26 protein-coding genes and 2 pseudogenes are annotated in these 21512 nt (G+C 51.7%); 10 read left to right on the top strand and 18 right to left on the bottom strand.

Going from position 1 to position 21512, the window contains the following annotated elements; genetic code table 11:
• Nucleotides 1-338 precede the first annotated feature (338 nt).
• A complete protein-coding gene (tetR(A), locus tag OGV93_RS13090; RefSeq protein ID WP_000164043.1) occupies nt 339-989 on the bottom strand; it encodes a tetracycline resistance transcriptional repressor TetR(A) in 651 nt (216 codons plus the stop codon).
• Between the two features lie 105 nt (nt 990-1094).
• Here tetR(A) and tet(A) point away from each other — a divergent pair, with 105 nt between their 5' ends.
• On the top strand, nt 1095-2294 hold the full coding sequence (gene tet(A), locus OGV93_RS13085; RefSeq protein ID WP_012579085.1) for a tetracycline efflux MFS transporter Tet(A): 1200 nt from the start codon (nt 1095-1097) through the stop codon (nt 2292-2294).
• A 31-nt stretch (nt 2295-2325) separates the two neighbouring features.
• On the opposite strand, the pseudogene OGV93_RS13080 reads toward tet(A), so the two are convergent.
• Nucleotides 2326-2967, bottom strand: a pseudogene (locus tag OGV93_RS13080) (DMT family transporter); the annotation flags it as partial.
• A gap of 285 nt (nt 2968-3252) precedes the next feature.
• On the opposite strand from OGV93_RS13080, the gene OGV93_RS23840 reads away from it, so the two are divergent.
• Nucleotides 3253-3705 (top strand): DUF6710 family protein, encoded by a 453-nt coding sequence (locus OGV93_RS23840; protein WP_001749956.1) that lies wholly within the window; start codon nt 3253-3255, stop codon nt 3703-3705.
• 173 nt (nt 3706-3878) lie between these two features.
• Here OGV93_RS23840 and OGV93_RS13070 read toward each other — a convergent pair whose 3' ends face one another.
• From OGV93_RS13070 to OGV93_RS13010, 14 genes are all read right to left on the bottom strand, one after another.
• On the bottom strand, nt 3879-4412 hold the full coding sequence (locus OGV93_RS13070) for a phospholipase D family nuclease (protein ID WP_000792636.1): 534 nt from the start codon (nt 4410-4412) through the stop codon (nt 3879-3881).
• Nucleotides 4412-5407 (bottom strand): ATPase, T2SS/T4P/T4SS family, encoded by a 996-nt coding sequence (locus tag OGV93_RS13065; protein ID WP_000128596.1) that lies wholly within the window; start codon nt 5405-5407, stop codon nt 4412-4414. Before OGV93_RS13065 ends, OGV93_RS13070 begins: the two co-directional genes overlap by 1 nt.
• Nucleotides 5408-5448: 41 nt before the next feature.
• The gene (virB10, locus tag OGV93_RS13060; RefSeq protein ID WP_000101710.1) at nt 5449-6609 is read right to left on the bottom strand and encodes a type IV secretion system protein VirB10; all 1161 of its coding nucleotides are present in this window, start codon (nt 6607-6609) and stop codon (nt 5449-5451) included.
• Nucleotides 6609-7493 (bottom strand): TrbG/VirB9 family P-type conjugative transfer protein, encoded by an 885-nt coding sequence (locus OGV93_RS13055; protein ID WP_000735066.1) that lies wholly within the window; start codon nt 7491-7493, stop codon nt 6609-6611. Before OGV93_RS13055 ends, virB10 begins: the two co-directional genes overlap by 1 nt.
• Nucleotides 7494-7503: 10 nt before the next feature.
• Complete coding sequence (locus tag OGV93_RS13050; protein ID WP_000646594.1) at nt 7504-8202, bottom strand: VirB8 family type IV secretion system protein; 699 nt, start codon at nt 8200-8202, stop codon at nt 7504-7506.
• Complete coding sequence (locus tag OGV93_RS23835; RefSeq protein ID WP_071882546.1) at nt 8192-8320, bottom strand: conjugal transfer protein TraN; 129 nt, start codon at nt 8318-8320, stop codon at nt 8192-8194. Before OGV93_RS23835 ends, OGV93_RS13050 begins: the two co-directional genes overlap by 11 nt.
• A 100-nt stretch (nt 8321-8420) precedes the next feature.
• A complete protein-coding gene (locus OGV93_RS13045) occupies nt 8421-9461 on the bottom strand; it encodes a TrbL/VirB6 family protein (RefSeq protein ID WP_001749958.1) in 1041 nt (346 codons plus the stop codon).
• A 15-nt stretch (nt 9462-9476) separates the two neighbouring features.
• Complete coding sequence (gene eexN / locus OGV93_RS13040) at nt 9477-9704, bottom strand: IncN-type entry exclusion lipoprotein EexN (protein WP_001749959.1); 228 nt, start codon at nt 9702-9704, stop codon at nt 9477-9479.
• A 7-nt stretch (nt 9705-9711) separates the two neighbouring features.
• Complete coding sequence (locus OGV93_RS13035; protein ID WP_001749960.1) at nt 9712-10425, bottom strand: TrbJ/VirB5 family protein; 714 nt, start codon at nt 10423-10425, stop codon at nt 9712-9714.
• Between the two features lie 17 nt (nt 10426-10442).
• Nucleotides 10443-13043 carry a VirB4 family type IV secretion/conjugal transfer ATPase gene (locus OGV93_RS13030; RefSeq protein WP_001749961.1) on the bottom strand — a complete coding sequence of 867 codons (2601 nt, stop codon included), beginning with the start codon at nt 13041-13043 and terminating at the stop codon, nt 10443-10445.
• Nucleotides 13043-13360: a VirB3 family type IV secretion system protein gene (locus tag OGV93_RS13025; protein ID WP_000496058.1), complete on the bottom strand. Its 318-nt coding sequence runs from the start codon at nt 13358-13360 to the stop codon at nt 13043-13045. Before OGV93_RS13025 ends, OGV93_RS13030 begins: the two co-directional genes overlap by 1 nt.
• Before the next feature lie 49 nt (nt 13361-13409).
• On the bottom strand, nt 13410-13703 hold the full coding sequence (locus OGV93_RS13020) for a hypothetical protein (protein WP_001749962.1): 294 nt from the start codon (nt 13701-13703) through the stop codon (nt 13410-13412).
• A gap of 9 nt (nt 13704-13712) precedes the next feature.
• Nucleotides 13713-13994, bottom strand: coding sequence for a transcriptional repressor KorA (gene korA / locus OGV93_RS13015; protein ID WP_000440698.1), 282 nt, complete (start codon nt 13992-13994; stop codon nt 13713-13715).
• Nucleotides 13995-14002: 8 nt separating this feature from the next.
• Nucleotides 14003-14737, bottom strand: a complete 735-nt coding sequence (locus tag OGV93_RS13010) for a lytic transglycosylase domain-containing protein (protein ID WP_001749963.1) — start codon at nt 14735-14737, stop codon at nt 14003-14005.
• Between the two features lie 108 nt (nt 14738-14845).
• Here OGV93_RS13010 and OGV93_RS13005 point away from each other — a divergent pair, with 108 nt between their 5' ends.
• From OGV93_RS13005 to OGV93_RS12980, 6 genes are read left to right on the top strand one after another with little or no spacing between them, the layout of a single operon-like run.
• Nucleotides 14846-15151, top strand: coding sequence for an H-NS family nucleoid-associated regulatory protein (locus tag OGV93_RS13005; protein ID WP_000960954.1), 306 nt, complete (start codon nt 14846-14848; stop codon nt 15149-15151).
• 15 nt (nt 15152-15166) lie between these two features.
• Entirely contained in the window at nt 15167-15511 is a 345-nt protein-coding gene (locus OGV93_RS13000) for a hypothetical protein (RefSeq protein WP_001749964.1), read from the top strand.
• On the top strand, nt 15508-15822 hold the full coding sequence (locus tag OGV93_RS12995) for a TrbM/KikA/MpfK family conjugal transfer protein (protein WP_001749965.1): 315 nt from the start codon (nt 15508-15510) through the stop codon (nt 15820-15822). Before OGV93_RS13000 ends, OGV93_RS12995 begins: the two co-directional genes overlap by 4 nt.
• A gap of 35 nt (nt 15823-15857) precedes the next feature.
• Nucleotides 15858-16169 carry a hypothetical protein gene (locus OGV93_RS12990; RefSeq protein ID WP_001452736.1) on the top strand — a complete coding sequence of 104 codons (312 nt, stop codon included), beginning with the start codon at nt 15858-15860 and terminating at the stop codon, nt 16167-16169.
• Nucleotides 16170-16218: 49 nt separating this feature from the next.
• Nucleotides 16219-16866 (top strand): restriction endonuclease, encoded by a 648-nt coding sequence (locus OGV93_RS12985; protein WP_015344958.1) that lies wholly within the window; start codon nt 16219-16221, stop codon nt 16864-16866.
• A gap of 4 nt (nt 16867-16870) precedes the next feature.
• Nucleotides 16871-17077, top strand: coding sequence for a hypothetical protein (locus OGV93_RS12980; RefSeq protein ID WP_001749967.1), 207 nt, complete (start codon nt 16871-16873; stop codon nt 17075-17077).
• Nucleotides 17078-17087: 10 nt separating this feature from the next.
• On the opposite strand, the pseudogene OGV93_RS12975 reads toward OGV93_RS12980, so the two are convergent.
• Nucleotides 17088-17360: pseudogene (locus OGV93_RS12975) on the bottom strand (IS1 family transposase); the annotation flags it as partial.
• A gap of 98 nt (nt 17361-17458) precedes the next feature.
• Here OGV93_RS12975 and OGV93_RS12970 point away from each other — a divergent pair.
• Entirely contained in the window at nt 17459-18892 is a 1434-nt protein-coding gene (locus OGV93_RS12970) for a DNA cytosine methyltransferase (protein WP_001288432.1), read from the top strand.
• Between the two features lie 33 nt (nt 18893-18925).
• On the opposite strand, the gene OGV93_RS12965 is transcribed toward OGV93_RS12970, so the two are convergent.
• Nucleotides 18926-20134 carry a type II restriction endonuclease gene (locus OGV93_RS12965; RefSeq protein ID WP_001749969.1) on the bottom strand — a complete coding sequence of 403 codons (1209 nt, stop codon included), beginning with the start codon at nt 20132-20134 and terminating at the stop codon, nt 18926-18928.
• A 245-nt stretch (nt 20135-20379) separates the two neighbouring features.
• Between OGV93_RS12965 and OGV93_RS12960 the strand changes: the two genes are divergently transcribed.
• Nucleotides 20380-20949 carry a recombinase family protein gene (locus OGV93_RS12960; RefSeq protein ID WP_001749988.1) on the top strand — a complete coding sequence of 190 codons (570 nt, stop codon included), beginning with the start codon at nt 20380-20382 and terminating at the stop codon, nt 20947-20949.
• Nucleotides 20950-21512: the final 563 nt, after the last annotated feature.

The raw sequence follows: 21512 nt of genomic DNA, 5'->3' as shown, positions 1-21512 counted from the left end.
GTCTTACCGTGCTTTATTTCCCGTTTTCTCTATCGACCCCTATCTCATCTGCGCAAGGCAGAACGTGAAGACGGCCGCCCTGGACCTCGCCCGCGAGCGCCAGGCGCACGAGGCCGGCGCGCGGACCCGCGCCACGGCCCACGAGCGGACGCCGCAGCAGGAGCGCCAGAAGGCCGCCAGAGAGGCCGAGCGCGGCCGTGAGGCTTGGACGCTAGGGCAGGGCATGAAAAAGCCCGTAGCGGGCTGCTACGGGCGTCTGACGCGGTGGAAAGGGGGAGGGGATGTTGTCTACATGGCTCTGCTGTAGTGAGTGGGTTGCGCTCCGGCAGCGGTCCTGATCAATCGTCACCCTTTCTCGGTCCTTCAACGTTCCTGACAACGAGCCTCCTTTTCGCCAATCCATCGACAATCACCGCGAGTCCCTGCTCGAACGCTGCGTCCGGACCGGCTTCGTCGAAGGCGTCTATCGCGGCCCGCAACAGCGGCGAGAGCGGAGCCTGTTCAACGGTGCCGCCGCGCTCGCCGGCATCGCTGTCGCCGGCCTGCTCCTCAAGCACGGCCCCAACAGTGAAGTAGCTGATTGTCATCAGCGCATTGACGGCGTCCCCGGCCGAAAAACCCGCCTCGCAGAGGAAGCGAAGCTGCGCGTCGGCCGTTTCCATCTGCGGTGCGCCCGGTCGCGTGCCGGCATGGATGCGCGCGCCATCGCGGTAGGCGAGCAGCGCCTGCCTGAAGCTGCGGGCATTCCCGATCAGAAATGAGCGCCAGTCGTCGTCGGCTCTCGGCACCGAATGCGTATGATTCTCCGCCAGCATGGCTTCGGCCAGTGCGTCGAGCAGCGCCCGCTTGTTCCTGAAGTGCCAGTAAAGCGCCGGCTGCTGAACCCCCAACCGTTCCGCCAGTTTGCGTGTCGTCAGACCGTCTACGCCGACCTCGTTCAACAGGTCCAGGGCGGCACGGATCACTGTATTCGGCTGCAACTTTGTCATGCTTGACACTTTATCACTGATAAACATAATATGTCCACCAACTTATCAGTGATAAAGAATCCGCGCGTTCAATCGGACCAGCGGAGGCTGGTCCGGAGGCCAGACGTGAAACCCAACAGACCCCTGATCGTAATTCTGAGCACTGTCGCGCTCGACGCTGTCGGCATCGGCCTGATTATGCCGGTGCTGCCGGGCCTCCTGCGCGATCTGGTTCACTCGAACGACGTCACCGCCCACTATGGCATTCTGCTGGCGCTGTATGCGTTGGTGCAATTTGCCTGCGCACCTGTGCTGGGCGCGCTGTCGGATCGTTTCGGGCGGCGGCCAATCTTGCTCGTCTCGCTGGCCGGCGCCACTGTCGACTACGCCATCATGGCGACAGTGCCTTTCCTTTGGGTTCTCTATATCGGGCGGATCGTGGCCGGCATCACCGGGGCGACTGGGGCGGTAGCCGGCGCTTATATTGCCGATATCACTGATGGCGATGAGCGCGCGCGGCACTTCGGCTTCATGAGCGCCTGTTTCGGGTTCGGGATGGTCGCGGGACCTGTGCTCGGTGGGCTGATGGGCGGTTTCTCCCCCCACGCTCCGTTCTTCGCCGCGGCAGCCTTGAACGGCCTCAATTTCCTGACGGGCTGTTTCCTTTTGCCGGAGTCGCACAAAGGCGAACGCCGGCCGTTACGCCGGGAGGCTCTCAACCCGCTCGCTTCGTTCCGGTGGGCCCGGGGCATGACCGTCGTCGCCGCCCTGATGGCGGTCTTCTTCATCATGCAACTTGTCGGACAGGTGCCGGCCGCGCTTTGGGTCATTTTCGGCGAGGATCGCTTTCACTGGGACGCGACCACGATCGGCATTTCGCTTGCCGCATTTGGCATTCTGCATTCACTCGCCCAGGCAATGATCACCGCCCCTGTAGCCGCCCGGCTCGGCGAAAGGCGGGCACTCATGCTCGGAATGATTGCCGACGGCACAGGCTACATCCTGCTTGCCTTCGCGACACGGGGATGGATGGCGTTCCCGATCATGGTCCTGCTTGCTTCGGGTGGCATCGGAATGCCGGCGCTGCAAGCAATGTTGTCCAGGCAGGTGGATGAGGAACGTCAGGGGCAGCTGCAAGGCTCACTGGCGGCGCTCACCAGCCTGACCTCGATCGTCGGACCCCTCCTCTTCACGGCGATCTATGCGGCTTCTATAACAACGTGGAACGGGTGGGCATGGATTGCAGGCGCTGCCCTCTACTTGCTCTGCCTGCCGGCGCTGCGTCGCGGGCTTTGGAGCGGCGCAGGGCAACGAGCCGATCGCTGATCGTGGAAACGATAGGCCTATGCCATGCGGGTCAAGGCGACTTCCGGCAAGCTATACGCGCCCTAGGAGTGCGGTTGGAACGTTGGCCCAGCCAGATACTCCCGATCACGAGCAGGACGCCGATGATTTGAAGCGCACTCAGCGTCTGATCCAAGAACAACCATCCTAGCAACACGGCGGTCCCCGGGCTGAGAAAGCCCAGTAAGGAAACAACTGTAGGTTCGAGTCGCGAGATCCCCCGGAACCAAAGGAAGTAGGTTAAACCCGCTCCGATCAGGCCGAGCCACGCCAGGCCGAGAACATTGGTTCCTGTAGGCATCGGGATTGGCGGATCAAACACTAAAGCTACTGGAACGAGCAGAAGTCCTCCGGCCGCCAGTTGCCAGGCGGTAAAGGTGAGCAGAGGCACGGGAGGTTGCCACTTGCGGGTCAGCACGGTTCCGAACGCCATGGAAACCGCCCCCGCCAGGCCCGCTGCGACGCCGACAGGATCTAGCGCTGCGTTTGGTGTCAACACCAACAGCGCCACGCCCGCAGTTCCGCAAATAGCCCCCAGGACCGCCATCAATCGTATCGGGCTACCTAGCAGAGCGGCAGAGATGAACACGACCATCAGCGGCTGCACAGCGCCTACCGTCGCCGCGACCCCGCCCGGCAGGCGGTAGACCGAAAGGGGTCGATAGAGAAAACGGGAAATAAAGCACGGTAAGACAGCGGCAGGCCATGCCATGCTTGGTCTTTCTGGAATGGTGTCCAGTTGAAGTACGCCTCAACCGGGCGTCAGGCACCCCACCTATGTTGCGTCAGATTAGGATCGTTTTTCGCCTTTTCTGACGATCTGCGCTCGGCCTCTCAGGCTTCAACCTGACAGATCAACCGCTAGCGTGCTTTATTTTCCGAATTCTGAGACGACCCCTTGCTGGCCGTTGGCACGGAGGGCCAGGACGCGCGCCCGGACATGAACGAGCGCGAGTTCTTCTTCACAAAAATCATCTGGGCGATGGATTACACGCACATGAAATCACTCAGGCTTGCAGCTGAAGATTTTCCCCTGGCGCTTGCGACGGCCAAGATCCTGCCGTGGCCGTGGGATGAATCAAGCTACCGGAGTGCTTTAGCCGATATAGGCAGCGCTAAGGGCAATCCGTGGGTACAGGATATTAACCACCGCGTTACTTTGTGGTTGCCCTGGCGGATAGGCTTTGTACGAGGAGGGAACCATTCTATTGCCAGCGGCGTTCTGGCCGGTGAGGGTGAGGTAATACCCGATACGGTTTATGATATGCGGTATTTGCTCGATATTGTCAGCACTGACGGGTATTACTGGTACATGAGCGGGAAGATCTGCGAGAGAGTCAGTGACTACCGTACAGCCGCCTTTTTTGAAATAGGCCGCCTGCTTACACTGTGATTCCTTCAAAATATCTCAACGAAATTTCCCGACACCTGTTTAAGCTATCTTGCTGATATTTCTGTTTTTCGATTTTTGCCGGCGCGATGCCGGCGACGTTGGCCAGCTGCCCCGTGCGCGATACTGAGATCAGTTTCTTTGAACAAAAAAAACCGCCTTTCGGCGGTCAGTATTCAGTAGCTGGAACGGTAGTCTCTCCCCCGATTCCAGCGGTCTTGCCAGTGTTCGAGGAATGATTCAGCGAGCTTAGGCATGTTCCAGATCACCACCGCATTCTCCGAGTTTTTCGTTTCGGCCGCTTTGGTGAAATTAAAGCTGCCAGTTTCAACGGTCACATTATCCACGATGATCACCTTGTCATGCTGGATAGGGAAATCACTGTCAGTACGCAAAGGGATGCCGCTGTTCGCTATGTAGTTCATGGCCGCAATGCTGGCGCGCCCCGTATTGCCCCTTTCATCAATTACGATTTTCACATCAACTCCCCGTTTTTTGGCTGCTACCAGCGCCTTCATAATATCCGGGGCGGTAAAAGAATAAGCCATCATCCGTATCGAGGTTTTTGCGGAGTCAATGGCGCTCAGGACGAGAACGCGGGCGCTTCCTTCAGGCGAGTAGCCAACCTGAACGGATGGTTCCACCGCAAAGGCGGGCAGGGCGGCTGTCGTAAATGCTGCGGCCAGAAGCCAGGTTGCTAAGTTTTTCATTACAGGCTCCCGTTCACACACTGCATTTTATATTCAGGGTCAAAATAAATTTCTTTGATTTTCCGCTTTTCCATATGCACCACAACGTCAATGGTGGAGTAGAGCATTCGCATAATATCGCTCATATCGAGCATACGGCCGATAGGGGTCGCCTTGATAAGCAGCCCAATACGGTTAAAGGCATCGCGCGCAGAGTTAGCGTGCGTTGACATAACACCGCCTGGATGGCCGGTATTAAGTGCTTTAAGATAATCCCACGCAGCATCATCCCTAAGCTCAGTCATGATGATACGGCCCGGTGTCAGACGCATACAGGCTCGCAGGGCATCAGTGGCGCTGACGCGGCCGATCTTTCCTGCATCGCCGTACATCATATAAACGGCTTCTACAACGTGATCGACCGTGACTTCGTGAACGTCCTCTAAAATAATTACACGCTCGTCTTTATGTAGCGATTTTAACAGCGCGCGCGTGAGTACCGTTTTCCCCGACCCGGTTTCACCGCAGATCACGATAGTGCGTTTCTTCTCAACGGCGGTTTGCAGGAATGCGGGCCATTTTTCGCTGCTGTGCAGCTCTTTAAGGAAAAAATCATCATCCGTTAGGCTTTGCTTGCTGCCGGTAATCTTCCGGCAGTCACTGAAAATCCCCTCGCTGGTCAGCTGCTCCAGATTTTTATCGGCCGCCAAATCCTTACGAAACGCTACGGCCGTTGTACCGTCAATCACCGCAGGGGGCAGACAGATAACGCCCCTGATCCCGCCAGGCAGGATCACGTCATTAATGGCCTGCATGGTCAGCTTGTTGCTGCTCACCAACGATTTAGCAAGGTTCCTAATAAAATCTGCCGTAATTGCCGCGTTCTGCACAACCCTGCGGCCGCTGAACGTATCACAGATAACTTCCTGAAAGCAGTTAATGCGAATTTCAAAAACAGTAGGATCTTCTAAATACTCGCGCAGTGGGCCAAGTTGATAGAAAGCTGCATCAGTCATGATTACTCCTGAAGAAAAGCGGGCGCTAAGCGCCCACTTTTTTAGTTGTCTGCGAGCGTATAAACGCCGCTGAAATCGAGGTCGCGGGCAACAAAAATGCTCACCGCATCACCCTGCTGATCGTAGAGGGTAGGGGGGATAGACATGTAAGAGCGAAGTGCTTCAGACGCCAGCTGCTCACCGCTGTTTTCTGTGCTGTTGTACTGAATGTTATTACTCTGCGTCTGGTTAACCAGCGCCGTTAAGGTGTCAGAGAACAACGAAATCATGATCGCACCACGCAGACGCTCCCACATATGGGTATCCACCTGGCCCGGAATCCCCGCGCTGCCGAGTGAGTTCGTTCCGGCACTGTCAATATTAACGATTGTCCCGTCCTGGTCATTGCGGATACGCTCCCAGAGAACAAACACGCGCGCCTGGCCGTCTTTGATACCACCGGTAATCTGCCCGTCAACCCATGAGCCTTTATCAATCAGCCTAACGAGTCCATCAGCTGAGTAAACGTCCTGTGAAACCCGGCAGGAAACCTGACCCGGAACAGTGGTATCCAGCTCGGTGCCGGTACCACAGGGGATCATTTTGCCTTTCGGAACAGTCAGGCTGGGATTAGCCATGACTCCAGCGCGGCTAGCCTTCAGCCTTGCAGGAGTCAGGTTTTTAGCGAGTGCTGAACTACCTTCGCTTGTTTCGTTGTCCTGGGGCTGCACTCCGGGACTATTGCTTGTAGCCGCCTGATTAGTCTGGGCCAGCTCGCCGCCCAGACGACGCTGCATAGCCAGTTCTTCAGGCGAAGGTTCTTTACGCTTATTAGAGGTACGCGCGGCGGTATTGCTGCTGCCCGCATCTGCATCTGCCTGTGCGGCAGCCTGCACAGCACGGGCATCAGTGGCGCTATTCTGCGCAGTTGCAGGTTTATTAACATCAGGATCGCTGTTAAAGCTGTAGTTTGGCAGTGTATTGGCCTGTTGCGCTTTACCACCGTCTTTATCAGCTTCAGCTTTAGCCGGGGTGCGAATTTTACCCATGACCGTAATCCCGATGAATACCAAAGCAAGCAGCGCCATCAGTATGACAAAGGCTTTCATACCAGGAGCCGAACGGCGGTTACTGCCTTTAAATCCGCCACGCTCGCTTTCAAATTCACCGTCTCCGGTGTTTTCATCGAGTTCCTGATCTACATCGACACTTTTACGGGCCATCAGTTATCCTCCCCAATTTGAACCCTGCGCACATCCGGGGAAGCCGTACCGGTTGCTACCGCACCGGCGCCCGGCGCGAAATTATTATTACGAACGCCAACGACTTTATCGCCCAGACGAATACGCCACTCTTTAGCGACGGTTTCCACCTCGATGATGTTGCGGTTCTCACCCACAACATGAGAGTTAGGCAGCGTTTCTTTGCCACTGGCCGAGATCATGTAGACCTGCGGTAACTCCGCATTGGCCGGAAACTCAAACCGGGTAAAGCGGTAGTTATCCCAGACGTGAACCGGCTGGATGCTGCGCATTTCAGGCTGTTCGCTCATTACGTACTGATAGTTCTTCGCCCCCGCAAAAGCCGTCTGCTTCAGCTTCTGCGTAATGCGTTTTTTATCAGCCGCGCTTTTGGCTTTTTCCTGCTGCTCAAACGGATATTCATAGGTCAGCTGAAGAACGGCCTGGCGCACAGCCCACGGCGTTTCAATAAAGGATTTTGATACCGTACCGTCTGCATTTTTCTTCGTTTCTTCACCGATGAAATGGAGGACGATGTTATAGGTGCGCTTATCGGTGACGATCACCAGGTTGGTATCACTCATGGCCTGTTTCGGCTTCACAAAAAAATGGTTCATTTTGTGCGCAAACGTCCAGCTTTCAGAATCGCCAAAAGCATGAGTGATATAGGTTTCGTCAGGCGCGACAACAATGTGGGTAGCCACACCGGCGATAGCGTCAATTTTGACCACATTAACAGGGTTATAAACAACGCTTTTAATGCGATAGTCATAAGGAGAATTGCGGCCAACCTCAAGCGCCATAACGTTAGTGGCCGCGCCTCCCAGGACTGACAAAACGACTGCTGAAAGAAGTAGTTTTTTCATGGGGCAGCCCTCAGTTAACTTCAGGGTTGACGCGATAACTCGTCACGCGGAAACCCAGCGGGTTGACATAACGCTGCTCAGCATTCATCGCCAGCGATTTATATTCATACCCCATAATGGCAATCCAGCGCTGCGGCTGATCATCAACGGGATTGCTGCGCACGCGGCGAACCGTAGTAAAGCGTATCGTTGCTACGCCGTGCGGTTTATCGAGGATCACAGAGTTAATCTTCACGCGGGTCGTTTCACTGTCGCCCAGAACCTTATCAAGACCGTTGCGGCCCTTGAACTTGCTCTGGTAAGACTCTGCCACGTTCGGCGTGGACATTAAGCCAACGGCCGTATAGTCGACCTGAACTGAATAGAAGTCATAGCTCTCACGGTGAATGACATATTGTGTCAGCCAGAACTTATCAATTTCGTCACCATAAGAGGTCTGGTCGCGGGTCAGCTTGACCTGCTGTACTTCGTGAGTGGCCTCGTTGAGCGTTAGCAGATGTGCGGGGATTGGCTGGCTGTACTTATGCACCACGTAACCAACTAAAGAGAGTGCAAAAACAGTTACCACCGCTGAACCGGTGGCAACCATCCAGGCGGTACGCCGGGACTTCAGCACTTCATCCATCAGATCAACTTCAAGCCCTTTACGGCTTTCGTTGAACTCTTTAATGGCTTCACGTGTAAGCCCTGTTTTTTTATTAGCTTTCATTTGCACCACCTTGCGTATCAACCGGGATTGTTTTGTTTACTGGAACGGTGTTGCTCCAGTCCGGCTCCGGTGGCGGTTTATGCCCGCTGGAACAGGCGCTAATCAGAAGAACTCCCATAAGCAATAAGCTGCGCATTACGGCATCCATTATCGGTTGTTGAACGTACTAATTATAATAAGTCGCCGAAATTGCAATTTCAACGACTTTTGTTTTAATTTTATGCAGCCTTCTTCCCGCGACTGCCCCTTGCCTTACCACTTAAATTAGAACCACTGCTTCCTCCGCTGTTGCTGCCACTTCCTCCACCTGCCGATTGCTGGCCGCCGCCACTGTTACCGCCTCTGAACGCATTACCGCCAAACATGCCGTGGCTGCCCATATTGCCAAGCGCCTGCATGGAAGAACCCGTAGAGCGTGCGGCGTCAGCAACTCCGGCGCTGATACCGCTACCCCAGCTGGCGGCAATTTGCGGAATCTGGAACAGAACGAAAACGGAAATGACCGTCAGTAATAAGGCGGAGATAGAACCAGTGATTGATGAGTAAGCGGCATCAGAGTTCATCGAGGACAGGAGGTTGTCGAACATCTGCATGATGAAACCAAACACGAGCGCAAGAATGACGACGACAAGGCCATAGTTAATGACCGACGCCAGCCAGCGAGCAAAGATGTTTTTTGTCGCTCCCCACAGCAGGCAGAAGATTGCAATCGGGCCAAAACAAAGCGTAACGGCCAGAAGGATCTTAGCCATGATCACAAAGCCCGCACCGAGGCCGCCCAGCACAACGGTAGCAATCATCATAATGCCGCCAATGGCATACGCGGCCAGGCCGCTCGATGAAAACACGTCTGCGGCTTCCCATGCGGTGTTGACGATCTTGATACCTTTTTCAATACCGCTATCAATAATCGCCGGTACGCCACTTGCACCGACTTTATTAGGGGCAGACAGTATCCCGGCAAAATCATCCGGCAGGTGAAGCGCCACGTTGACCAGTTCCTGTTGATACCAGCCGCCCGCCGTTGCAAAGCTCAGGATAAGGGCTATGGAAAGATACTCTTTAATCAGCGAACTCAGGCTGTCGCCCGCCCCCGGATTAAACGCTGAGTACATCCCCTGAACCATCAGCTTGATTGTCAGACAGGTGGCAATCAGAGGCGTTACATCAGAGATAATGGTGGCAACATTGGCGCTCACCATTGACGTAATCGCCCCGTCTACTTTTGCGAAAATGTCTGCGACTAGGGTGAATGCCATATTGCCTCCTTACTCCTAAATTTTCGGTGAATTGATTTCGCCGTCTTTTTTGCCGAACACAAACAGCTGACGATCGGCTTCGCGCGCGTTTTTGCAATCAGGTTTCTGAAGTTCATCCGCGTCTTTCTTGCATTCCTGAATTGTTGCCTTGCGCTCTTTCTCATGTTTTTTGTACCACTCCACGTCATGCGAGGCATCGCAGGCCACCAGGAGGAAAGGGATAACAAGCAGTAGTTTTTTCATAATTACCTCAGTTAATTGAAGGTGACGCGGTAACGTCCCCGCCGGTTCCAAAAACAAAATTGTGGGTGGCACGTTCTTTCTGCGCACGTAATAGCTTGTCCTGTGACTGCTGCAACATGTTCATCAGATTCAGCTTCGCCTGCTCACCCTGAATAGCACCCTGTGACGTCTGGATACGGGCCTGTAAGTCAGCAATCGATTTCAGGTCTGGAGTCGTTTTAATCTGCTCCGTCAGCTCCTGCATATCGGTTAGTTCCTGCATCTGGTTGTTGTAGGCTTTTTCTGCCATAACGCGGTCATAAGCGCCTTTTTCAGCCAGCTTTTTGTTCATGTAGGTAATTGCTTCGCTGGGCGTCATGTCGTCAACTTCCGCATTAAACTGGCCCATCATGCTGTTAACTGAAGGCGTGACGGAAGAACTGGAGTTCATGGCGTCGCTGTAGATCTCCTTCCAGTTGTCCGGCAAATTATTTGCCAGCGTGCTGGTAGACGTCCCCAGCAGATCGCCCAGGTTGGTTGTCTTTGCCATCGACTCATACATATTTTTCTGCGTTTGCAGCTGGCTTTTAAGCTGCTCCAGCTGCTGCGCCATTTGCTGAAGCTGCTCGACCTGTTTAGCCAGCTCAGTAGGGTTGGTCACGATGATGCCTGCGGAAGCGCTTTGCGCGCCTCCCAGAATCAGGCCGGTGGTCAGCAATACTGCCGTCAGTGTTTTTTTCATGGTGTTTTGCCTCGTTGTTAAGCCGTCAGGCGCCAGTATTCTTTGAGCCATACTTCAGGGTCATTACCGAGCCGTTCAACCAGCTCATGCGCAATTTCGGCGTTTTGTGGTTCACCGGACAACACGCTAAGAACGTTGTCCATTGTCTTAATATCTGCATCAATATCGTCGCTGTTGCGAGGGTAGAGATTGAAAGAAGCAATCGCAGACTGTTGCCCTTGTTTAACCAGGAACTGTCTGGAGTGTTCGGTAATCGACATCAGCGCGTCGTATTCAGCATCAGTAAGGAAGGCATAATCCTCTCGGATAGCTTCCGGATCGCGCAGGCAGATTTTTGTGACGGTCTGCGACATGATCGTGCGGCCAATACGGCTGGACAGCGCATCGTTCGGCTCCTGCGTGGCAAACACATAGATAGCGTCTTTCTTACGGTCAGTTTTGATACCACGCTTAACTTCACGCTCGATAACCGGATCGTCAAGGTAGGCGTGGAACTCGTCAAAGCACTGAATGACGCGGCGTTTGCCGTCGATGGAGTCACGTACCCGGTACAGAAGGTACATCATGAGCGGAGTACGGGCCGGGCTGGATACTTCCTCTTTGGCTGCGATAAACTCGGATAAATCGAAGCCAAAAATATCATTCGCGCTGAGATCCAGGCTGTCTTTATCATTGTCAAACAGCCAGCCATACTGGCCTTCGCGCGTCCATTCGCGCAGCAGCCCTTTCAGTGATACGCCATTTTCCACAACTTCATTCACGTACCCGTCCAGGATAGTAACGGTGCGCGCCTCGCGTGGAATAAGTGAGCCTTCCCCCATAACCGCATCAACGCCTTCAGCCAGTTCGGTAGCCATCGTTGCGCTGATAGGCCCGTTATTGGTGGTTTCCACACAAATGCGGAACAGGTTTTTAATGAGGGCAATATTGCGTTTGGTCGGTTCAATCTGAAGCGGGGCAAACCCGGACGGCATACCCTGTTGCAGAACTTTATAGTAGCCACCAACGCTTCGAATGAACGGCTCCATACCGCGGTCACGGTCATAAACAAAAAGCCGCGGGTTGTACTTCATTGACTGCGCCAGCAGGAAGTTAAGCAGCGTGGTTTTACCTTCCCCCGACATACCCGTTATTAACGCATGGCCCAGCGGGCGTTTACCGTAGGAAAGTTCTTCAAGCGGGGTCACATGGAAATTAAAATAGAGTGGCGTACCGCTGATCGTGCGGAACATGGTCAGCGCTGGCCCCCACGGGTTATTGTCAGGCTTGCCACGCATAAAATTGTGGAACGGGCTGAAGTGCAGGAAGTTCCATGAGTTTATCGGAACCGGGCGCGGCGCCCATTTCTGGTTGCCAGGCAGTCTCGCATAATATGCAGCCTCAGAGGCCAGGCTGATAGTCCCGCCAACCACGCCACAGCCGGTTAGCATAACCTTCACACGACGCGCTTTGCGCTGTACCGCGTTTTGGTCATTATCCCAGACATGCACGGTTCCATGATGGTAGCCCATCACGAACTCTCTGGACGTCAGCATATCGAGCGCAGTACCAAGCTGTGCCAGCTGGCTTTGCGCACGGTCGCGCGTTTCCTGCAAAGATTTTTCCTGATGCGTCAGAAACGTTTTAGCTGAAGATTCAGAGAGGCAAGAAAAACTCTGCGTCAGAAGGTATTCAAAATCGGCTTCTTTAAGCATGTTAAGCTGGCCTGGCTCTGTATCTTCTTCGTATTCACGAAATTCAATGCCGGTGGTATAGAAGTTGTGATCTACCGTTCTGATCTGGACAACATCCCCCCACAGGGAGCTAACAGGGCGGTTGTCCATGATGTACTCACGGATACGATCACGGCAAACAGGCACGATGGCCCATTCCATATTTGCGAGGAAATAAAGGAACTCCAGCGCTTTTGAATAAGCGTGAGCCTGCGAAGGTTCAGGCTCGTTGCGTTCGATAACAATGGCTTCGTCAAAAATGTCTGATTCATCGACTTCAGCAAGTTCTTCACGTTCTTTTTTATCAGGCGCAGGAATTTCAACACCGCGTTTGTCACGATAATAGATACCCAACTGCTGAATGCCATACGGCTTCATTGCTTCCAGGATTTGTTCAGAAATATCTTCCAGACCTTCAAGCGCCTCATTCTGCATTTGCTGAATTTCGTCACGAGTCGGCTTTTCAAATTTCGCCAGAAACTTCTGTGTTTTATCCCCTACCTGTTTGTAAATAACGGTCAGATAAAGGTCATTAATCAGCTGCTTGGAATCACCGTGCAGCTTACGGTTATATTGATCAACATAAGCAGGGAAAAAATGGTCATACTCACCATCCGGGTACTCTTTAGCCTCATGGTGATATTCATGCGTCCACAGCTCTACATGGTCTGTTCCGAAGCTCTTGACCAGCGTATTAAGGTCTTTATGCCAGGTGACCAGTTCCCGATCTGATGCGCAGTCATGTGTGCGGCCATCCAGCTTGAAAAAAGCCATCAGATCGCCGTTTTCCATCGAAATCACGTAATCATTGAGGTGATAAGAATAGGGCAAATACTTTTTATTTACTGATGGCTCCTTACGGTAGGCATCAATTTTTTTTGGCTTCGTAGCGGTGGCAGCTCTCATTATTTTAAACCCTTACGTTTGTAGTCAACAGAGGAATAAGACGATCCTCCCCACTGCTTAAACGGAGAATCAAACCAATTACTGAATTTGGTTTTCAACCACAGGCCCATAATTCGAAACATGCGGTCGTCATATTTTGTTAATGCAGCTGAAGGAATCCACAAAAAGACGAACACCAGAATCGCCCACATATGAATAATCATAAAAAGCGAGGCAGAAATCATGAATATCATCATAGCTACATTACGTGGTACACCCAGCGCGCGAGGTAAGCGAGTCGCACCTTTGAAAAGCGGTCTTTTCCCGTCAACGAACATCTTTGTAGTCCTCACTTTGGGGGACAAAAGTCCCCCCTTTTCGCGTTGTTCAGCTTCCTACGCCCGTCAGGGAAACCAGAAATGATGCAGAACCAATACCAATCAGCGAGATTACGATACGAGGAATAAAGCTGGCTGGGATTACGTGAAGCATCCACATAAAGCAACTAACCATGATCGCAATAGCACAACCAATTGGAATCCATGTGCTCAACCACGTCTGGATTGATGTAGCGGTTGATTCACCAGTATCGGTGCCAGCGGCCAGCGCAATTTGCGGCAGGGCAATGGACAAAACGCCCATAACTACCGCAGGGCCATACTTCTTAAACAACGTGGTCATACTTTCTCCTTACTCACTATCTTCTGTTGATTGCAGATTTAACCGGCATTCTTCAACGCCACACTTATCTTTCAAAAACTCTGCCAGTAGCCTTAAATCAGCCCAGGTTCGTAGCTCATGCTCTTTGTTAACCCTAATGGAACATGCGATCTGGCCCAGCTGTTCATCGTCTATCTGAAAAACGGGATACCACTTCTTTAATGAAACCCGTTCTATCGTTACCTCCTTCACTTTTCCTGCTTCAAATAGCTCCAGGATCTGTGATTGCAATACAAGGTACAAACGTTCCATCCATAACCTCATTCCCCCTTCGCTGTTTCCTGTCTGGTTAAAAAGGCATCCGTATTATTTCGGCTGAAGGCATCGCCATCACCCGAACCAAAAACATCTTGTTCACCGTCATACTGCGGCGCCGTACTTTTTGCCTGCTGAGGCTCAGTCGCGGTGCTGTCCTCACTGGTCTGGCCGTCAGGTAGCAGCGTAGGGATTTTCAAATCAGTTGATTGACGCGCCACGTTGATAACTTTCGTGACATACCCGTTAGAAATCCCGTTTGTGAGTGAGCCGGTGTTGTAGCAGGAAAGCGCGTGTCTCAGCGCAACCTGCCCGGCTGGGTAGGATTTCAGGGCGCTATCATAACAGGCTTTAAGGATGGTCTGGCTCGCCCGCAGGTTGATGCAGGGTTTGAAAATATCGTCAACCGAAAGACCCAGGCCCACTAAATTATTTGAGTTAATTTGTGCAAGGCCCATATCAAAACTTTTATTATCCTTCAGCAGAACTTTCGCAACGCTGACGGCCTCAGCTTCAGTACGCGGTTGCTGTTTTAACTGAATACTACCGTTAATATTGATCCTGTACGGCCCATTTGAGGACTCATGGCCGACGATGTACGCCATCGTTAAGGGTGAAACATCAGGCGCACATCTCTGCGCAAGCCTGGCAACTTCATCGGAGGCAGGCGCAGCACTGGCACGGCCAGCACAAGCAAGGCAGGCCAGAGCGAGAACCAGGAGTTTTGGATGTTTACTCATTTATGTTTCACCGCGTAATTGTAATTTCGACGACTTTTGTTTATGATAAGGGCTAATGAGATCGTGTCAAGAAGAAACGAAAAGAAAACCGCTGAAGGAAGGAAGGTGATGCTGGTTCCCCTGAAATCAGAAAAACGACCAAAAGGCGAACCCGTGTATCGTGACCCGGATAACCCTTTTAATACGTGGACTGGTATAGGGAAGCGCCCGGCCTGGCTAACTGCAAAATTGGACGCTGGCATTAGCCTGGAAGCCATGAAGATGCAGGGCGTAGCCAACCCCAGAGAACATAGACCAGCAAAATACCGCGACCCCAGGAACGCAGAAAATACCTGGTCCGGGACTGGCCGCCGACCCACATGGCTCAAAGAGCTGCTTGATAGTGGTTTATCACTTGATGATCTGAAGATATAACCGGAGGGTATAAAAATGGGCGAACTTATTGATTTTGCGGAAAGGCAAAAAAGCAGAAGGAAGAAAAAGGCATCTTCCATTCCGCCCATTTTTAGAAAATTTCGTGTCCATGCGATCAGGTTACTCGCCAGCATCATCAAATCCGGCTCTTATTCAGTTGCTTATATTGTTAAGAAAATTACAGGAAAGTTAATCAAGTTTTACACAATTTTAACGATTTTCGTTTTTGTTGTCGAATATATTGCAGGCGATATAGGTTACAAATCTATTTATAACGCAGCGTTATTATTAATATTGCTTACCGTTATCAACATTCTGGCGAGTGTATATCTGAACAAACTGTTAAGGACAAAACAATGAAGAAACTCTTAATACCTCTGATAGCAGCTGGTAGTCTGCTTTATATTCCTGCCAGCCATGCTGAAGATCCCTGCAAAGTTATTATGTGCATGGCGGGCAAGCTCACCGGCGATAGCGGCGGAAGCGAGTGTAACAGTGCTGAAGCTGCTTTCTTCAATATCGTTAAAAAGAACAAGCACGGCTTTTTACCCAACCACACGAAGGATGCCAGGAAGGCTTTTCTTAATGAATGCCCGGATAATGGCGAAGGTGGAAGTAACCAGTCGATGATAAGCCAGATCATAAGTAAATACGGGAAAGTTCGCTTATAGGCGAACTAGGAATAATCTCAATTTAAGGAGCCAACGTGAAAAAAATAATATTAAGTGCATTAGCCTGTACAGCTCTCTTAACTGGTTGCGTCAGCCAGGATAAAGGTAATGCGATGCAGAGCCAGCTGAATAACCAGCAACGCCAGATTAACGAATTATCCGTTCGTTTGCAGTCTGCGGAGTCCCGGCTATCAAAGCAGGAAGAAAAGCTGCGCAACGAACTGCTGCAATCCAGCGGCTATTGCTATCTGAATGGCGCCCGCTACTCGACCGGCACCGTACTTTACGGGCGGATTTGCCAGAATCAGTCAGGCAGCGCTTCGTGGCAGGTATACAGCCGTCGCTAAACACCAGGGCGGTTTAACCGCCCTTTTCTTTACCCTCAGAAAGCCCACTATGACCATGATCCCCTTCCCCACTACAGAAAACCTTATTCTATGGGCTTGCAGCGCCATCGCACTGCTTGCCGTTGTATTCTTCCGGCGTTCAGTACGGCACAGGCGACACAAAAGGAAGCAGCAAAGTGCGCGGCGGGTGCTGGAGCGCATAAAGACGTTGCCGGGCTTCCCACAAAAAATTAACTACCTGAGGAAAATTGATCCTTTTGTGTTTGAAGAACTGTTGCTGGAAGGATTTGAAGCGCATGGCTTCAGAACCATCAGAAACAAACGCTATACCGGCGATGGAGGCATTGACGGCCAGGTAATAATAGGAAAATATCGCTATCTTATTCAGGCTAAACGCTATCGCGGCCATATTGCTTTACAGCACGTACAGGAGTTCGAGAAGTTGCTTAAACGTCATAACTGTCGCGGTCTGTTTTGCCATACCGGGAAAACCGGCGCAGGTTCAAAATCTGTCAGTATTGCCAGTGAACGGATGGAGATTATCAGCGGCCAGCGCCTGATAGATTTGCTCACGCCCGGCAGCTCCTTCACTATCGCAACCGCCCCGCAGACGATGATGAAGCGTACCGCAGCAACACTAGAAACGAGCACCATTGTTAAAGATGCCGGTAAAGAAAATCGATACCATGAGAGTTAATTAAATGAAGTCAGTAACTATAGAAGCAAAAACATTTGCTGAAATGTTAGGAATAACAGAAGGTGAGTTAATCTTTGCCATTAAGAAAACTGGCACATTCAAAAACAAGACCATCCCACAACCTCATGAGCCACATAAATCAAATAATAGATTTTTATATTCAGACGTAATGAGGTTTATAGAATCACTAAAAGACAAAGAGAACCGGTAATGACTCCAACTTACTGATAGTGTTTTATGTTCAGATAATGCCCGATGACCTTGTCATGCAGCTCCACCGATTTTGAGAACGACAGTGACTTCCGTCCCAGCCTTGCCAGATGTTGTCTCAGATTCAGGTTATGTCGCTCAATGCGCTGAGTGTAACGCTTGCTGATAACGTGCAGCTTTCCCTTCAGGCGGGGTTCATACAGCGGCCAGCCATCCGTCATCCATACCACGACCTCAAAGGCCGACAGCAGGCCCAGAAGACGCTCCAGCGTGGCCAACGTGCGTTACCTAACAATAAACCTGTTTAAATATCCAGATAAAAACATTCAATCTGGGTCAAATGAGTGATACAGTTTCACCCATAAGACCCAATGGAGGCAATATGTCTGAATTTGAATTACTGGCGCAGGATCTGCTTGAGAAAGCAGAAGCGGAAGAACAACTGCGACAGGAAAATGATAAAAAGCTGCTCGGGCAGGTGCTGGAAATCTATGACCAGAAGTACGTGGCTGAACTGCTTAGAAAAGTTGGTAAAAATGAGTGGAGTCGCGAGACTCTTAATCGCTGGATTAATGGTAAGTGCTCACCTAAGACGCTGACGTTAGCCGAAGAGGAACTTCTACGAAAAATGCTTCCGGAAGCGCCTGCACATCACCCTGACTATGCCTTCCGGTTTATTGACCTGTTTGCTGGGATTGGAGGTATACGGAAGGGCTTCGAAACCATCGGTGGCCAGTGCGTTTTTACCAGTGAATGGAATAAAGAGGCTGTGCGCACATATAAAGCTAACTGGTTTAACGATGCTCAGGAACACACTTTCAATCTCGATATTCGTGAAGTCACGCTCAGTGATAAACCTGAAGTACCTGAAAACGATGCCTATGCTTACATTAATGAGCATGTGCCGGATCATGATGTACTTCTAGCAGGTTTCCCCTGTCAACCGTTTAGCCTTGCGGGCGTAAGCAAGAAAAACTCGCTCGGGCGCGCGCATGGTTTCGAATGTGAGGCTCAGGGAACGCTTTTCTTCGATGTGGCGCGTATTATCCGCGCAAAAAAACCTGCCATCTTTGTTCTTGAAAACGTTAAAAACCTGAAGAGCCATGACAAGGGTAAAACCTTTAAAGTCATCATGGATACCCTCGACGAACTGGGCTATGAAGTTGCGGATGCAGCTGAGATGGGCAAAAACGATCCTAAAGTTATCGACGGAAAGCACTTTTTACCTCAGCACCGAGAACGTATCGTTTTGGTCGGTTTCCGCCGTGATCTGAACATTCACCAGGGCTTTACCCTGCGCGATATTAGTCGTTTTTATCCGGAACAGCGTCCGTCATTTGGCGAACTGCTGGAACCCGTGGTTGACAGCAAATATATACTGACGCCGAAACTCTGGGAGTATCTCTATAACTACGCCAAAAAGCACGCAGCTAAGGGTAACGGATTCGGTTTTGGCCTCGTTAATCCTGAAAATAAAGAAAGCATTGCCCGTACGCTTTCTGCTCGCTATCACAAAGACGGGTCTGAAATTCTGATAGACCGTGGCTGGGATATGGCCACAGGTGAAACAGACTTCGCGAACGAAGAAAATCAGGCGCATCGGCCCCGCAGGCTGACTCCGCGAGAGTGCGCGCGCCTTATGGGTTTTGAAAAAGTAGATGGCAGGCCTTTTCGCATTCCTGTGTCAGACACTCAGTCGTACAGGCAGTTCGGTAACTCCGTAGTGGTGCCCGTGTTTGAAGCCGTAGCCAAACTGCTTGAACCTTATATCCTGAAAGCGGTTAATGCCGATTCGTGCAAGGTTGAACGAATCTGATCGCTCCTCCCGGTATTTATGCCGGGAGATAATCTATGGAATATCTGCGTAAAGCCCTGTCAGCTCAGCAATAAACGCACCTAGCGTCATTAGCTCAGCTCTCACCGCCTCCGGGTATTTTTTGTGCAGAGATGATGGCACGACCAATCTGACACCCGACTCCCGCATCTCCCGATATTGAGCCAGAGAAACTCCCTCCTGGAGTGTAAACAGATGCACCTGATGAATTTTATCGGCCTCATTCAGTATCTGACGCCAGCGATCCTTACAGGTAGTCTTGACTGCCAGCATGCGCAGATTTTCTACGGGAAACTCAGTATCGTGGTAAGCCCCTGCGGAAGGGAAAAGGAAATCGGGTTTTTTATTACCTTCTGTGATGGCCTGCGTCGCAAAGTGTCGCAGGCCGTGCTCAATGAATAGATGCTCCAGGTGCAGTTCCAGCGACTTCCCGGCTCTGGATTTACGGCGATTGCTGACAGAATTGGCCAGCGCAATAAATTCATCCACAGAGCCAAATCCTTTCCGGATGATATCCAGAACATGCAGTTCCTCAACCAATAGAAATATGTCGTACTCCACGCGCCGGCGGTCAAGAAGTTGCTCATCCGGATCAAGGGAATTTTTCACATAATGGCTGGCTGCATACTGAATAATTTCACTTCCCGACGGAAAGCGCAGGTGCCAGTCTTCAGGTAGAATATATTTATGATTTACTGGCGCTTGCTGTAGAGATAGTCCGCCTAGAATCTGTCCTGCGGGGCCGGATATAAGCGCTCCGGGTATAACTTCACCAATAGCGGTCTCAATGACGTCCTCTTCATCAGTGCTGGCGCATACCCAAATATTTACTTCCTTACAGTCCCCCCCTTGCTCATCAAGCTTGAAAGCCAGGAGCGTCAGAGCCCCTGTATTTTCAGGATCCTGAAGTGGGCTGCCTCTACCCCAGCGGGTAATCCTTTTTTCATTCCGGGTTTTACCAAAATGACGGCTGTTATAATAAATTGCCCTGGCTTCGCTGTCAGGGCAATCATGCGATGACACATGTGCGGTGAGAAAAACCGAAGGGTTCAGTTCACGGGTATGGTTGATAGACGGAAAGAGTTTTTCAACGATACCTGAAGGGATATAAAGCCCTACCTGGTGACCACCTGTTGCGCCGGTATCGTTGGCGGAAAGGCGTTTGATGTAGACGAAGTAATTCTCACATGCGATCTCAAGTAGCCAGTTGTGGAAAACCGACATAAGCATCCCCTGTTACCCTGAAACTCTACTCACCATTTTTTCATGATTATATACAAACAGCCAGAAAGGCTGTTACAGGCGATTTGATCTGCAACCTATTGGTTAAATTAATGTATCAAAAACGATGGTTTTTGTGACAGTCTTGAAAAGTCCTGACTTCTCCCGAAAAATGACTCCCCTCATGTAACAAAACTCGTTACTGTATCAACATAACAATAACCCCATAACTAATTAGCGAGAAAAGAATGAAAATCGGCTATGCACGTAAATCTACGCATCTTCAGGATGTGGCGCACCAGGTTGACGAACTAACAAAAGCTGGATGTGAGCAAATCTATCAGGATCAGACCTCACGTAGCGGCCCAAAGCGCGACAAAAAAGGTGCGCCGGAACTGGAGAACTGCCTGAAAGCATTGCGCGAGGGAGATACCCTAGTAGTTTGGGCACTAGATCGGCTCGGCGGTTCATTGGGTCAAGTCATTACTTTACTCGACGACCTGAAGAAACGCGGAATAACTTTCATAGCCATCAAGGACAGAATAGACACAAATGCGCCAGTTATAGGGGAAATCTATACTCATCTGATGGCGATATTCTCTAGCTTTGAACGCAACCGCAATATTGAAAGAACGCGCTCAGGCCTTGCAGCTGCACGCGCAAGGGGCCGTGTGGGAGGGAGAAAACCGTCACTTTCTGAAGAAGATGTTAAACAAATTAGAATCTTACTTGCTGATCCTGAAATGACAGTTGGTGCAGTTGCTAAGCGCTTCAACGTTTCTCGCATGACTATTTATCGCTACACCACAAAATCATGAATGACCGCAGCATGGCGGTTTTATTTTCTTATGCCGTCAGGGCATGGAAGGCGACCACGCCGGAGTTAAACGGGCACCGGCCGCAAATCGCCGGAAACCGCAATGCTGAACGTATCGCCCGACCCAGCCCCCTCCCTGCAAAGCCCTAATCCCGCTCACCGCCACACAGCTGCCGTATGTCCCCCACGGGGGTGCGCAGTGGGCGCCGCGCGCCTGCGCGCGGGAACGGCGGCCCGCCTTCGGGTCGCGGCGCCGTACTGCGAGTTAGCGGCCGCACGCGGCCGGTTACGGGGGACACTACGCCATACGACCAGCGACCCGCTGAGCTGCACAATCCACGGATAACACAAGCTACATACATGTCGATATGGGAATCCGCCCATCTTGCCGGGCGCCGCTGTCGTGTGGAAATCCGCCCACCTTACCGGGCGCCGGTGCCGTGTGGGAATCCACCCACCTTGCCGGGCGCCGGTGCTGTGTGGAAATCCGCCCACCTTGCCGGGCGCCGGTGCCGTGTGGGAATCCGCCCACCTTGCCGGGTGCCGGTGCCGTGTGGAAATCCG

Origin of the sequence: Citrobacter sp. Cb031 (assembly GCF_030336725.1) — a bacterium.
Classification (GTDB): Bacteria; Pseudomonadota; Gammaproteobacteria; order Enterobacterales; family Enterobacteriaceae; genus Citrobacter; species Citrobacter braakii.
Note: the sequence above shows the minus strand (reverse complement) of the source record. Positions and strands in the feature narration are given on the sequence as shown.

Bases quoted from the DNA above. Each gene is read 5' to 3' on its own strand.
- virB10 (WP_000101710.1), bottom strand. From the start codon at position 6,609: ATGGCCCGTAAAAGTGTCGATGTAGATCAGGAACTCGATGAAAACACC.
- OGV93_RS13010 (WP_001749963.1), bottom strand. From the start codon at position 14,737: ATGAGTAAACATCCAAAACTCCTGGTTCTCGCTCTGGCCTGCCTTGCT.
- OGV93_RS12960 (WP_001749988.1), top strand. From the start codon at position 20,380: ATGAAAATCGGCTATGCACGTAAATCTACGCATCTTCAGGATGTGGCG.
- OGV93_RS13055 (WP_000735066.1), bottom strand. From the start codon at position 7,493: ATGAAAAAACTACTTCTTTCAGCAGTCGTTTTGTCAGTCCTGGGAGGC.
- OGV93_RS12980 (WP_001749967.1), top strand. From the start codon at position 16,871: ATGAAGTCAGTAACTATAGAAGCAAAAACATTTGCTGAAATGTTAGGA.
- OGV93_RS13000 (WP_001749964.1), top strand. From the start codon at position 15,167: ATGGGCGAACTTATTGATTTTGCGGAAAGGCAAAAAAGCAGAAGGAAG.
- OGV93_RS13045 (WP_001749958.1), bottom strand. From the start codon at position 9,461: ATGGCATTCACCCTAGTCGCAGACATTTTCGCAAAAGTAGACGGGGCG.
- OGV93_RS13025 (WP_000496058.1), bottom strand. From the start codon at position 13,360: ATGTTCGTTGACGGGAAAAGACCGCTTTTCAAAGGTGCGACTCGCTTA.
- OGV93_RS13035 (WP_001749960.1), bottom strand. From the start codon at position 10,425: ATGAAAAAAACACTGACGGCAGTATTGCTGACCACCGGCCTGATTCTG.
- OGV93_RS13030 (WP_001749961.1), bottom strand. From the start codon at position 13,043: ATGAGAGCTGCCACCGCTACGAAGCCAAAAAAAATTGATGCCTACCGT.
- OGV93_RS13050 (WP_000646594.1), bottom strand. From the start codon at position 8,202: ATGAAAGCTAATAAAAAAACAGGGCTTACACGTGAAGCCATTAAAGAG.
- OGV93_RS12970 (WP_001288432.1), top strand. From the start codon at position 17,459: ATGTCTGAATTTGAATTACTGGCGCAGGATCTGCTTGAGAAAGCAGAA.
- OGV93_RS13065 (WP_000128596.1), bottom strand. From the start codon at position 5,407: ATGACTGATGCAGCTTTCTATCAACTTGGCCCACTGCGCGAGTATTTA.
- eexN (WP_001749959.1), bottom strand. From the start codon at position 9,704: ATGAAAAAACTACTGCTTGTTATCCCTTTCCTCCTGGTGGCCTGCGAT.
- OGV93_RS13005 (WP_000960954.1), top strand. From the start codon at position 14,846: ATGCTGGTTCCCCTGAAATCAGAAAAACGACCAAAAGGCGAACCCGTG.
- korA (WP_000440698.1), bottom strand. From the start codon at position 13,994: ATGGAACGTTTGTACCTTGTATTGCAATCACAGATCCTGGAGCTATTT.
- OGV93_RS12985 (WP_015344958.1), top strand. From the start codon at position 16,219: ATGACCATGATCCCCTTCCCCACTACAGAAAACCTTATTCTATGGGCT.
- OGV93_RS13020 (WP_001749962.1), bottom strand. From the start codon at position 13,703: ATGACCACGTTGTTTAAGAAGTATGGCCCTGCGGTAGTTATGGGCGTT.
- OGV93_RS23840 (WP_001749956.1), top strand. From the start codon at position 3,253: ATGAACGAGCGCGAGTTCTTCTTCACAAAAATCATCTGGGCGATGGAT.
- OGV93_RS23835 (WP_071882546.1), bottom strand. From the start codon at position 8,320: ATGGGAGTTCTTCTGATTAGCGCCTGTTCCAGCGGGCATAAACCGCCA.
- OGV93_RS13070 (WP_000792636.1), bottom strand. From the start codon at position 4,412: ATGAAAAACTTAGCAACCTGGCTTCTGGCCGCAGCATTTACGACAGCC.
- OGV93_RS12995 (WP_001749965.1), top strand. From the start codon at position 15,508: ATGAAGAAACTCTTAATACCTCTGATAGCAGCTGGTAGTCTGCTTTAT.
- OGV93_RS12965 (WP_001749969.1), bottom strand. From the start codon at position 20,134: ATGTCGGTTTTCCACAACTGGCTACTTGAGATCGCATGTGAGAATTAC.